We start from the raw sequence: 12,430 nt of genomic DNA on the forward strand, positions 1-12,430 counted from the left end.
CGTGGAGTGCGGGCGGCATTCGTTATAATCCTGCCGCCAGTCATTAATAATTTTCCTGGCATGAACGATATCGCTGAACCAGTGCTCATTCAAACATTCATCGCGAAATCGTCCGTTAAAGCTCTCAATAAATCCGTTCTGCGTTGGCTTGCCCGGCTGGATTAAGCGCAACTCAACACCATGCTCAAAGGCCCATTGATCCAGTGCACGGCAAGTGAACTCCGGCCCCTGGTCAGTTCTTATCGTCGCCGGATAGCCTCGAAACAGTGCAATGCTGTCCAGAATACGCGTGACCTGAACGCCTGAAATCCCAAAGGCAACAGTGACCGTCAGGCATTCCTTTGTGAAATCATCGACGCAGGTAAGACACTTGATCCTGCGACCGGTGGAAAGTGCGTCCATGACGAAATCCATCGACCAGGTCAGATTGGGCGCCGCCGGACGGAGCAGCGGCAGACGTTCTGTTGCCAGCCCTTTACGACGTCTTCTGCGTTTTACGCCCAGGCCACTGAGGTGATAAAGCCGGTACACGCGCTTATGATTAACATGAAGCCCTTCACGGCGCAGCAACTGCCAAATACGACGGTAGCCAAAACGCCTGCGCTCCAGTGCCAGCTCAGTGATGCGCCCTGATAAATGCGCATCAGCAGCCGGACGGTGAGCCTCATAGCGGCAGGTCGACAGGGATAAACCTGTAAGCCTGCAGGCACGACGTTGCGACAGACCGGTCGCATCACACATCAACATCACGGCTTCCCGCTTCTGGTCTGTCGTCAGTACTTTCGCCCAAGAGCCACCTGAAGCGCCTCTTTATCCAGCATGGCTTCGGCAAGCAGCTTCTTGAGTCTGGTGTTCTCTTCCTCAAGCGACTTCAGGCGCTTAACTTCAGGCACCTCCATACCGCCATACTTCTTACGCCAGGTGTAAAACGTGGCATCGGAAATGGCATGCTTGCGGCAGAGTTCACGGGCGGGTACCCCAGCTTCGGCTTCGCGGAGAATACTGATGATCTGTTCGTCGGAAAAACGCTTCTTCATGGGGATGTCCTCATGTGGCTTATGAAGACATTACTAACATCGGGGTGTACTAATCAACGGGGAGCAGGTCACCCCATTGACGATGAGGCACGTTCCATTTCCTGCGGATTAAGTCCGGCTGGCGGCAGAATCGATGCAGAAAAGCTACGGCTCAACAGCAAACCAAAGATAGCGATCCCAAGTCCGGCTCCCAGTTCATAAGCCATTGTCTCGATGGCACCCGCGGCCGCGGCTTTTTCCGCAGGTGCTGCTGCCATGATAGCCGCTGTTGAAGCCAGAAGCGCACTGGCGGCGCTGAAGCCGAGTAAAGCCATCAAAATCCAGGCTTGTACCTGTTGGCTACTGAAATCCGTCATCGCCAGGCCGTAAAAGCTAACAGCGCTCAGCGCCATACCCGCCGTCGCCACACAACGTAATCCCAGACGTGAAACCAACATACCGGCAATCGGTCCGCTGAAACCACTTGCCAGCATCACCGGTAGCATGAACAACCCTGCCTGATACGGTGTTAAGCCGTGGACAAACTGTAGCTCCTGAGCCATCAGTAACTCGAAACCCACCAGCGTTATCATCGCGGTCATCGCCATCACTACGCCACTTAAGATTATGCGATGTGTGAACAACCGCATATCAATCATCGGGCGGGCTGCCGCAAGCTGGATGCGGACAAACTGCCACAGCAGCAAAGCGCCGGTTAACAGCGTCAGGGCGATGGCAACGGTCGCCGTATGCCCTTTCAGCGCGGTTTTGGCGCTGTAAACCAGCAGCAGAATGGCGACAATCAGCATTATCGCATGACCAAAATTTAACGATTGATCGCGACGTCCAGCCTGACGCGGCACTAAGCGTGCGGTTAAGGCCATTACCACCAGGACAATCGGTACATTAATTAAGAATACGGATCCCCAGTAGAAGTGCTCCAGTAGCATCCCGCCAACCAGTGGGCCAAACGCCGCACCGCCGGAACCAACCGCGGCCCAGACACCGAGCGCCATATTACGATGCCGTTGCTCAGCGAACGTGGCGCGAATCCCCGCAAGCGTTGCCGGCACAATCATCGCCGCGCCAATAGCCAACACGGCCCGGGTGACAATCAGCCAACTGGCGCTATGAGCAAAAGCGGCCGCCAGTGATGCCAGACCAAACAAGCCTCCACCTAACAGCAGCAGGCGTTTAAAGCCGATGCGATCGCCCAGCGCGCCCATTGGCAATACCATACCGGCCATTACCAGGGAATAAATATCAATGATCCACAGCAGCTCGTTGCCACTGGCGCCCAGCGTCATACTCAGCGTGGGCGCGGCAACGTGCAGCACCGTTGCATCAATCGCAACAGGGATGTAGACCAGCACAATAATCACTAACGTTAACCACTGACGAAACATAAAACTCCCTTCAAAACTGAAACTGGACACACGTCCAGGTTCGGCGATCCTACGGAAATTTGAACGTATGTCCAACTTTTTGTTAGACTGCGTGCTAAACGGATATGGGAGGAACGATGAGCTATCTAAATCGGGATGAACGTCGGGAAGTGATTCTGCAGGCGGCAATGCGCGTCGCGCTTGAGGAAGGATTTACCGCCATGACGGTGCGGCGTATTGCCACGGAAGCTCAGGTGTCAACCGGCCAGGTGCATCATCACTTTACGTCTGCCGGCGAGTTAAAATCCCTCGCTTTTGTGCAACTGATCCGTACTCTTCTGGATGCCGAACTGGTCAGCGCAAACGCCAGCTTCCGTGAACGGCTGCATGCCATGCTGGGCAGCGAAGATGGCGGGTTCGAACCCTATATAAAACTATGGCGTGAAGCGCAGGTTCTGGCGGATAAAGATCCGGAAATCAAAAGCGCTTACCTGCTGACCATGCGGATGTGGCACGAAGAAACCGCCGCTATCATCTCTCAGGGACAGAAAGCCGGTGAGTTTTCTTCACGCCCGGATGCTGCCGATGTGGCCTGGCGTTTAATTGCGTTGGTATGCGGTCTGGATGGCATCTATGTATTAGGCATTGAGGAAATGGCCGATCCTGCATTCGAACGCCACCTGGATCGTATGATTACGTTAGAGTTAGTTAATTGATGTTATAGATGAATTAATAATACATCTTTTATATTTACAATTGGTAACACTTAAGCAACGTGTAATTCCCTCATCACGCCGCGTTATTGCGCTTTTTTATCTATTCTTTCAGTCAATATTCCCAAAACTTTTCAATAGTTTCTAAAAGAACTCGCGCGGCGCTGTATGCGTTTATTTCTTTTTCATGAACGGCATGTGCATGGAGAATAATATGTCAGCATCAAATGAGAAAAATAATCGTTATCTTTTAACTGACTGGAAACCCGAAAATCCTGCCTTTTGGGAAAACAAAGGTAAGCACATTGCCCGAAGAAACCTCTGGATATCAGTGAGTTGCTTGCTGCTTGCGTTTTGCGTCTGGATGTTGTTCAGCGCTGTTGCTGTCAATCTGAATAAGATTGGTTTTAATTTTACCACCGATCAACTGTTTTTATTAACGGCATTACCTTCTCTTTCTGGTGCAATATTGCGCGTTCCCTACTCCTTTATGGTACCTATATTTGGGGGGCGCCGCTGGACCATTTTTAGCACCGTCATTCTGGTTATTCCCTGCGTCTGGCTCGGTTTTGCCGTGCAAAATACCGCTACTCCGTTTGGCGTATTTATTATCATTGCGCTGATGTGTGGGTTTGCTGGCGCTAACTTTGCCTCCAGCATGGGCAATATCAGTTTTTTCTTCCCCAAAGCGAAGCAAGGCAGCGCACTAGGCATTAACGGTGGCCTCGGCAACCTCGGTGTCAGCGTGATGCAGTTGATCGCGCCGCTGGTGATCTTTCTCCCCATTTTTACCTTCCTGGGCGTGCAGGGCGTACCACAAGCTGACGGATCGTTACTGTCACTGGCCAATGCCGCATGGATTTGGGTGCCGCTACTGCTGATAGCGACCGTGGCAGCGGGCATAGGAATGAACGACATTGCCAGTTCGAAGGCCTCAATTGCCTCCCAACTACCGGTCCTCAAGCGTTTTCATTTGTGGTTATTAAGTCTGCTGTATCTCGCCACCTTCGGTTCGTTTATCGGTTTTTCAGCAGGCTTTGCCATGCTGGCGAAAACACAGTTCCCTGACGTGAATATTCTGCAACTGGCGTTCTTCGGGCCCTTCATCGGTGCGCTTGCGCGATCGGCGGGCGGTGTTATCTCTGACAAGTTTGGTGGTGTGCGGGTCACCTTAATTAACTTCATCTTTATGGCACTGTTCAGCGCCCTGCTGTTTCTCACTTTGCCCGGCTCGGGCGAAGGAAGCTTTATCGCGTTTTACCTGGTGTTTATGGGCTTGTTCCTGACCGCGGGTCTGGGCAGTGGTTCGACCTTCCAGATGATTGCGGTGATCTTTCGCAAAATCACCATTTACCGGGTGAAGCTGCACGGTGGTACTGAAGAACAGGCCCAGCGTGAGGCGGTAACCGATACCGCCGCCGCCCTGGGATTTATCTCCGCAATTGGCGCTGTCGGGGGCTTCTTCATCCCGAAAGCGTTTGGTTCATCGCTGGCGCTGACCGGATCTCCGGTAGGCGCCATGAAAATATTCCTTGTGTTCTACATCGTCTGCGTGCTGGTGACCTGGCTGGTTTACGGCCGTAAATCACAAAAAAAATAGTCATCTTTTGGCCTGTGTAGGCAACGTTATTCGAAGCAGGAGTTATGTCATGAGTAAACTGTTAGACCGCTTTCGCTACTTTAAACAAAAGGGCGATACGTTTGCCGAGGGGCATGGGCAAGTAATGCACACCAACCGGGACTGGGAAGACAGCTATCGTCAGCGCTGGCAGTTCGATAAAATTGTGCGTTCTACCCACGGCGTTAACTGTACCGGCTCATGCAGCTGGAAAATCTACGTCAAAAACGGGCTGGTAACCTGGGAAACTCAGCAAACCGACTACCCGCGTACCCGACCTGACCTGCCAAATCATGAGCCCCGTGGCTGCCCACGCGGTGCAAGTTACTCGTGGTATCTCTACAGCGCTAACCGCCTGAAATATCCACTGGTGCGTAAACGCTTAATCGAATTGTGGCGCGACGCCCTGTCCCGCCAGCCCGATCCGGTGCTGGCCTGGGAATCCATTATGAACGACCCGCAAAAATGCCAGAGCTACAAGCAGGTACGCGGGCGCGGTGGGTTTATCCGTTCCAACTGGAAAGAACTTAATCAACTGATTGCTGCTGCCAACGTCTGGACGGTGAAAACCTACGGCCCGGATCGTGTGGCCGGATTCTCTCCCATCCCCGCAATGTCGATGGTCTCCTATGCCGCAGGTACGCGCTATCTCTCGCTACTGGGCGGAACCTGTCTGAGCTTCTATGACTGGTACTGCGACTTACCGCCCGCGTCACCGATGACCTGGGGCGAGCAGACCGACGTTCCTGAATCCGCCGACTGGTATAACTCCAGCTATATCATCGCCTGGGGCTCTAACGTGCCGCAGACCCGTACCCCGGACGCGCACTTTTTTACTGAAGTTCGCTACAAAGGCACCAAGACAATTGCCATTACGCCAGACTACTCGGAAGTCGCCAAACTTTGCGACCAGTGGCTGGCACCGAAACAAGGGACAGACAGCGCGCTGGCAATGGCGATGGGCCACGTCATCCTGAAAGAGTTCCATCTCGACAATCCCAGCGATTATTTCCTCAATTACTGTCGTCGCTATACCGATATGCCGATGCTGGTGCTGCTGGATGCCCGCGAAGATGGCAGCTACGTGCCTGGGCGCATGATGCGCGCCTCAGACCTTGTCGATGGTCTGGGTGAAAGCAACAATCCAGAGTGGAAAACGGTGGCTTTCAACCGCGAGGGCGAACTGGTTGTCCCGAACGGATCTATCGGTTTTCGCTGGGGCGAGAAAGGCAAATGGAACCTGGAACCCCTGGCGGCTGGCGCTGAAACTGAACTTTCCCTCTCGCTGCTTGGTCAGCATGATGACGTGACCGGCGTGGCATTCCCCTATTTTGGCGGCAACGAAAACCCACATTTTCGCAGTGTAAAACAAGAACCGGTGCTGGTCCGTCAACTACCGGTGAAATATCTTACCCTCGCTGACGGTAGCCGTTGCCCGGTGGTGAGCGTCTATGATCTAGTGCTGGCGAATTACGGCCTCGACCGTGGTCTGGATGATGTTCATAGCGCACAAGATTACAGCGAAGTAAAAGCCTACACCCCGGCCTGGGGTGAGCAAATTACCGGCGTGCCACGCCGTCATATCGAACAAATCGCCCGTGAGTTTGCCGATACCGCGCACAAAACGCATGGCCGTTCGATGATCATCCTCGGGGCTGGCGTGAACCACTGGTATCACATGGACATGAACTACCGCGGGATGATTAACATCCTGGTGTTCTGTGGTTGCGTGGGACAAAGCGGCGGCGGCTGGGCGCACTATGTGGGTCAGGAGAAACTGCGTCCGCAAACCGGTTGGTTGCCGCTGGCCTTTGCCCTGGACTGGAACCGCCCACCGCGTCAGATGAACAGCACCTCGTTTTTCTACAACCACTCCAGTCAGTGGCGTTATGAAAAACTCACCGCGCAAGAACTCCTCTCTCCGCTGGCCGATGCGTCGAAGTTTAGCGGACATTTGATTGACTTTAACGTACGTGCTGAACGAATGGGCTGGCTGCCCTCTGCGCCGCAGCTTAACCTTAACCCATTGACCGTCAAAGCGAAGGCAGAACAGGCTGGGTTATCTCCTGCGCAATACACTGCCCAAGCGCTGAAGTCGGGTGATATTCGTTTTGCCTGCGAGCAGCCGGATAGCGGCAAAAACCACCCACGCAACCTCTTCGTCTGGCGCTCTAACCTGCTCGGTTCCTCCGGTAAAGGGCATGAATACATGCTCAAGTATTTACTGGGTACCGAAAGCGGGATCCAGGGGGAAGCGCTCGGTTCAAGTGAGGGTATTAAACCTGAAGAGGTTGAATGGCAGTCCGCGGCGATAGAGGGCAAGCTCGATCTGCTGGTCACGCTCGATTTCCGTATGTCCAGCACCTGTTTGTTCTCCGATATCGTTTTGCCAACCGCTACCTGGTATGAAAAAGACGATATGAACACCTCGGATATGCATCCGTTTATTCACCCGTTGTCCGCGGCGGTCGACCCGGCATGGGAATCGAAGAGTGACTGGGAAATTTATAAAGGCATCGCCAAAGTGTTCTCCGAGGTATGTGTGGGACACCTTGGACAAGAAACGGATGTGGTGTTGCAACCACTGCAACACGACTCTCCGGCAGAGCTGGCGCAGCCGTTTGACATTCTGGACTGGCGCAAAGGCGAATGCGATCTCCTCCCGGGGAAAACGGCACCGAATATCGCCGTTGTGGAACGTGACTACCCCGCTACCTACGAACGCTTTACTTCACTCGGTCCGCTTATGGACAAGCTTGGAAATGGAGGGAAAGGCATTGCGTGGAATACCCAGGCGGAAGTCGATTTCCTCGGCAAGCTGAACTACACCAAACGCGAAGGCCCGGCAAAAGGCCGACCGCTGATTGACACCGCACTGGATGCCTCTGAGGTGATCCTCGCCCTGGCGCCGGAAACCAACGGTCAGGTGGCGGTAAAAGCCTGGGAAGCGCTGGGGGCGATGACCGGACGCGACCATACGCATCTGGCGTTGAACAAAGAAGACGAAAAGATTCGTTTTCGCGATATCCAGGCGCAGCCGCGCAAAATCATCTCCAGTCCTACCTGGTCCGGCCTTGAAAGCGAACATGTCTCCTATAACGCAGGCTATACCAACGTTCACGAGTTGATCCCATGGCGTACCCTGTCCGGTCGCCAGCAGCTGTACCAGGATCACGCGTGGATGCGAGCGTTCGGTGAAAGTCTGGTGGCGTATCGTCCGCCTATTGATACCCGCAGCGTCAGTGAAATGCGCGAAGTTCCGCCTAACGGCTTCCCGGAAAAAGCCCTCAACTTCCTGACGCCGCACCAGAAATGGGGGATCCACTCTACCTACAGTGAAAACCTGCTGATGCTGACGCTTTCGCGCGGCGGCCCCATTGTCTGGATCAGCGAGACCGATGCCAAAGAGCTGGGCATTGAGGATAACGACTGGATTGAAGCCTTCAACGCCAACGGTGCGCTCACCGCGCGTGCAGTGGTGAGTCAACGCGTGCCGCCGGGAATGACCATGATGTATCACGCTCAGGAGCGAATCATGAATATCCCAGGCTCGGAAGTCACCGGGATGCGTGGCGGGATCCATAACTCGGTCACCCGCGTCTGCCCGAAACCCACGCACATGATCGGCGGCTATGCGCAACTGGCATACAGCTTCAACTATTACGGGACGGTCGGCTCTAACCGCGATGAGTTCATCATGATTAGAAAAATGAAAAACATTAACTGGCTGGATGATGAAGGTCGCGATCAGGTACAGGAGGCGAAAAAATGAAAATACGCTCACAGGTAGGCATGGTTCTTAATCTGGATAAGTGCATCGGCTGCCACACCTGCTCCGTCACCTGTAAAAACGTCTGGACCGGGCGTGAAGGGATGGAATATGCGTGGTTTAACAACGTCGAGACTAAACCGGGGATTGGTTATCCGAAAAACTGGGAAGATCAGGAAGAGTGGCAAGGCGGCTGGGTTCGCGATGTTAACGGCAAGATAAGACCGCGTCTGGGCGGTAAGATGGGCGTAATCACCAAAATTTTCGCCAACCCGGTGATTCCGCAAATCGATGATTACTATGAACCGTTTACCTACGATTATCAGCATCTGCATAGCGCGCCGGAGAGCAAGAATCAGCCCACCGCGCGTCCGCGTTCGCTGATAGATGGTAAACGGATGGACAAGATTATCTGGGGTCCAAACTGGGAAGAACTGCTTGGCGGCGAATTTTCAAAACGTGCCCGCGACCGTAACTTCGAGAAGATGCAAAAGGAGATGTACGGTCAGTTCGAAAACACCTTCATGATGTATTTACCGCGCCTGTGCGAGCATTGTCTGAACCCAAGCTGTGTCGCCACCTGCCCGAGCGGTGCTATCTATAAGCGTGAAGAAGACGGCATTGTGCTGATCGACCAGGACAAATGTCGCGGTTGGCGCTTGTGCATCAGCGGCTGTCCGTACAAAAAAATCTACTTTAACTGGAAGAGCGGTAAGTCAGAGAAGTGCATTTTCTGCTACCCGCGTATTGAGTCCGGCCAGCCGACGGTGTGTTCAGAAACCTGCGTTGGGCGTATCCGTTATCTCGGGGTATTGCTGTACGACGCCGACCGTATCGAGGAAGCAGCGAGCACCGAGCATGAAACCGATCTCTACGAGCGTCAGTGCGATGTGTTCCTCAACCCGAACGATCCAGCGGTGATTGAAGAGGCGCTAAAACAAGGTATTCCACACAACGTCATCGAAGCAGCCCAGCGCTCGCCGGTTTACAAAATGGCGATGGACTGGAAGCTGGCGCTACCGCTGCACCCGGAGTATCGCACCCTGCCGATGGTCTGGTATGTGCCGCCATTGTCACCGATACAGTCGGTCGCCGACGCGGGCGGACTGCCGCACAATGGCAACATTTTGCCTGCGGTTGAGTCGCTGCGAATTCCGGTTCAGTACCTCGCCAATATGCTCAGTGCGGGTGATACCGGTCCGGTGCTGAGGGCGCTCAAACGGATGATGGCCATGCGCCACTATATGCGTGCGCAAACCGTAGAAGGCGTCACGGACACCCGCGCGATTGAGGAAGTGGGTCTGAGCGTTGAGCAGGTCGAGGAGATGTATCGTTATCTGGCCATCGCCAACTATGAAGACCGTTTCGTGATCCCGACCAGTCACCGCGAAATGGCGCGTGATGCCTTCCCGGAGAAAAACGGCTGCGGCTTTACCTTCGGCGACGGTTGTCATGGTTCCGACACCAAATTCAACCTGTTCAACAGCAGCCGTATTGATGCCATCGACATCACCGAAGTGCGCGATAAAGCGGAGGGTGAATAATGCAAATCCTGAAGGTTATCGGCCTGCTGATGGAGTACCCCGACGAGCTGCTATGGGAGTGTAAAGACGACGCGCTGGCGCTTGTGGCCAGCGATGCCCCCATGCTGAGTGATTTTAGCCAGGAGCTGCTCAATGCGCCGTTACTGGATAAACAAGCCGAATGGTGCGAAATATTCGACCGGGGTCGGGCCACCTCTCTGCTGCTGTTTGAGCATGTGCACGCCGAGTCCCGTGACCGGGGCCAGGCGATGGTTGATTTGTTGGCGCAGTATGAAAAGGTCGGGCTGCAGCTAAACTGTCGCGAACTGCCGGATCACCTGCCTTTATATCTTGAGTACTTAAGCGTGTTACCGGAAGCGGAGGCCAAAGAAGGACTGCAGAACGTCGCACCGATTCTGGCGTTGCTTGGCGGGCGCTTAAAACAGCGCGATACGCCGTGGTATCAACTGTTTGATGCCCTGTTGCAGCTTGCCGGAAGTCCTCTTTCGAGTGACAGTGTCACTAAGCAGGTTGGCGCGGAAACGCGCGACGATACCCGACAGGCGCTGGATGCAGTCTGGGAAGAGGAACAGGTGAAGTTTATCGAAGATAATGCCACCGCCTGTGACAGTTCACCGTTACAAAACTATCAACGACGCTTTAGCCAGGACGTGGCACCTCAGTATGTCGACGTCAGCGCGGGAGGCCCGAAATGATACAGTACCTGAACGTCTTTTTTTACGATATCTATCCGTACCTGTGCGGTACGGTGTTTATCCTCGGCAGTTGGCTACGCTACGACTACGGACAATACACCTGGCGCGCATCTTCCAGCCAGATGCTGGACAAACGCGGCATGGTGTTGTGGTCAAACCTGTTCCACATCGGCATTCTGGGGATCTTTTTCGGGCACCTGTTTGGCATGTTAACGCCGCACTGGATGTATGCCTGGTTCCTGCCGATTGCGGTAAAACAGCAGATGGCGATGATTGCCGGCGGACTTTGTGGCGTGCTCACACTGGTGGGTGGCGCTGGCCTGCTGGTGCGCCGGTTGACTAACCCGCGCATTCGCGCAACCTCCTCGACCGCCGATATTCTGATCCTCTGCGTTCTGCTGATTCAATGTATTCTCGGTTTAACCACTATCCCGTTCTCTGCACAGCATCCTGACGGCAGTGAAATGCTAAAACTGGTCGGTTGGGCGCAGTCGGTGGTGACCTTCCAGGGCGGTGCGTCTGCGCATCTGGATGGCGTGGCGTGGATTTTCCGTGTGCATCTGGTTCTGGGGATGACCATTTTCCTGCTGTTCCCGTTCACCCGACTGGTCCACGTGTGGAGTGCGCCGTTTGAGTACTTTACCCGCCGTTATCAGATAGTGCGTTCGCGTCGCTAATTTCCTCTGCTGCCCGGTAGCGCTAGCGCTTACCGGGCCTGGATCGCTATCCCGCTTTTTGTACGTTATGATGCTTCTCCATCCCAGGGAGAACGCTAATGAAACCACAGGTTTATCACGTCGATGCCTTTACTTCAGTACCCTTTCGCGGCAATTCAGCGGGAGTGGTGTTGCATGCTGACGGATTGAGCGAAGCACAGATGCAACTTATTGCTCGCGAGCTGCGTCATTCGGAAACCGCATTCCTGCTGACCAGTGACGACAGCGATGTTCGCATTCGTTATTTCACGCCGACGGTCGAAGTTCCTATCTGTGGACACGCTACCGTCGCCGCACATTATGTGCGCGCCAAGGTGCTGGGTCTGGGCAACAGCACCGTCTGGCAAACCTCGCTCGCCGGTCGTCATCGGGTCGATATTGAAGCAAGTGACAATGACTATCGCATCAGCCTTGAACAAGGCGTACCTGGATTCGAATCTCCGCTGGAAGGTGCTGTACGTGCCGCGATAATCGATGCACTGCACCTGAGCGAAGACGATATGCTGCCCGGATTACCCATTCAGGTAGCCACTACCGGACACTCTAAAGTAATGATTGCGCTGAAGCCTGAGGTGGACCTCGACGCCCTTTCCCCGGATTTGCCTGCCCTGACCGCTATCAGCAAGCAAATTGGCTGTAACGGTTTATTCCCTTTTCAAATTCGCAAGGGCGAAAACGCCACCGATGGCCGCATGTTCTCGCCTGCTATTGGTATTGTGGAAGATCCGGTTACCGGCAATGCCAACGGTCCAATGGGCGCGTGGCTGGTTCAACATGGGTTGATGCCGCATGACGGGAAAACGCTACGTGTTCAGGGACATCAGGGCCGCGCGCTCGGGCGTGACGGTATTGTTGATGTGACGGTGGCTATCCGTGAAAACCTGCCGGAAAAAGTGACTATTACCGGTTCGGCAGTGATCCTGTTTCACGCCGAATGGGCGGTAGATTTTTAATTGTTCCCGTAGGCCGGATAA

The 12,430-nt window shown here is 54.2% G+C and carries 8 protein-coding genes and 1 pseudogene; 7 read left to right on the forward strand and 2 right to left on the reverse strand.

What is annotated here, in order from left to right; genetic code table 11:
* Both OGV85_RS04905 and OGV85_RS04910 read right to left on the reverse strand, forming a co-directional pair.
* A protein-coding gene (locus OGV85_RS04905) for an IS3-like element ISSen4 family transposase (protein ID WP_286553126.1) occupies positions 1-1,037 on the reverse strand; the annotation gives its coding sequence in 2 pieces (ribosomal slippage) (positions 1-779 and positions 779-1,037; 1,038 coding nt annotated over the 2 pieces). This gene is flagged as partial in the annotation.
* 71 nt (positions 1,038-1,108) lie between these two features.
* Positions 1,109-2,422, reverse strand: a pseudogene (locus OGV85_RS04910) (SmvA family efflux MFS transporter); the annotation flags it as partial.
* A 116-nt stretch (positions 2,423-2,538) separates the two neighbouring features.
* Here OGV85_RS04910 and OGV85_RS04915 point away from each other — a divergent pair.
* The 7 genes from OGV85_RS04915 (at position 2,539) to OGV85_RS04945 (ending at position 12,409) form a co-directional block, all read left to right on the forward strand.
* Positions 2,539-3,117: a TetR family transcriptional regulator gene (locus OGV85_RS04915; RefSeq protein ID WP_003020094.1), complete on the forward strand. Its 579-nt coding sequence runs from the start codon at positions 2,539-2,541 to the stop codon at positions 3,115-3,117.
* A gap of 211 nt (positions 3,118-3,328) precedes the next feature.
* Positions 3,329-4,714 carry a NarK family nitrate/nitrite MFS transporter gene (locus tag OGV85_RS04920; RefSeq protein WP_003020098.1) on the forward strand — a complete coding sequence of 462 codons (1,386 nt, stop codon included), beginning with the start codon at positions 3,329-3,331 and terminating at the stop codon, positions 4,712-4,714.
* Between the two features lie 49 nt (positions 4,715-4,763).
* The gene (locus OGV85_RS04925; RefSeq protein WP_003843700.1) at positions 4,764-8,504 is read left to right on the forward strand and encodes a nitrate reductase subunit alpha; all 3,741 of its coding nucleotides are present in this window, start codon (positions 4,764-4,766) and stop codon (positions 8,502-8,504) included.
* A complete protein-coding gene (gene narH / locus OGV85_RS04930) occupies positions 8,501-10,045 on the forward strand; it encodes a nitrate reductase subunit beta (RefSeq protein ID WP_003020103.1) in 1,545 nt (514 codons plus the stop codon). Before OGV85_RS04925 ends, narH begins: the two co-directional genes overlap by 4 nt.
* Positions 10,045-10,740, forward strand: coding sequence for a nitrate reductase molybdenum cofactor assembly chaperone (narW, locus tag OGV85_RS04935; protein ID WP_003836210.1), 696 nt, complete (start codon positions 10,045-10,047; stop codon positions 10,738-10,740). The genes narH and narW overlap by 1 nt, the downstream gene beginning before the upstream one ends.
* On the forward strand, positions 10,737-11,417 hold the full coding sequence (gene narI / locus OGV85_RS04940) for a respiratory nitrate reductase subunit gamma (protein WP_003020109.1): 681 nt from the start codon (positions 10,737-10,739) through the stop codon (positions 11,415-11,417). The genes narW and narI overlap by 4 nt, the downstream gene beginning before the upstream one ends.
* 98 nt (positions 11,418-11,515) lie before the next feature.
* Positions 11,516-12,409 carry a PhzF family isomerase gene (locus OGV85_RS04945; protein ID WP_061548276.1) on the forward strand — a complete coding sequence of 298 codons (894 nt, stop codon included), beginning with the start codon at positions 11,516-11,518 and terminating at the stop codon, positions 12,407-12,409.
* The last annotated feature ends 21 nt before the right edge of the window (positions 12,410-12,430 follow it).

Origin of the sequence: Citrobacter sp. Cf132 (genome assembly GCF_030333885.1) — a bacterium.
GTDB lineage: Bacteria > Pseudomonadota > Gammaproteobacteria > Enterobacterales > Enterobacteriaceae > Citrobacter > Citrobacter freundii.

What these genes read in the sequence shown, in the direction of transcription:
- narH (WP_003020103.1), top strand. Translation starts at nt 8,501, where the DNA reads ATGAAAATACGCTCACAGGTAGGCATGGTTCTTAATCTGGATAAGTGC.
- narW (WP_003836210.1), top strand. Translation starts at nt 10,045, where the DNA reads ATGCAAATCCTGAAGGTTATCGGCCTGCTGATGGAGTACCCCGACGAG.
- OGV85_RS04925 (WP_003843700.1), top strand. Translation starts at nt 4,764, where the DNA reads ATGAGTAAACTGTTAGACCGCTTTCGCTACTTTAAACAAAAGGGCGAT.
- OGV85_RS04915 (WP_003020094.1), top strand. Translation starts at nt 2,539, where the DNA reads ATGAGCTATCTAAATCGGGATGAACGTCGGGAAGTGATTCTGCAGGCG.
- narI (WP_003020109.1), top strand. Translation starts at nt 10,737, where the DNA reads ATGATACAGTACCTGAACGTCTTTTTTTACGATATCTATCCGTACCTG.
- OGV85_RS04920 (WP_003020098.1), top strand. Translation starts at nt 3,329, where the DNA reads ATGTCAGCATCAAATGAGAAAAATAATCGTTATCTTTTAACTGACTGG.
- OGV85_RS04945 (WP_061548276.1), top strand. Translation starts at nt 11,516, where the DNA reads ATGAAACCACAGGTTTATCACGTCGATGCCTTTACTTCAGTACCCTTT.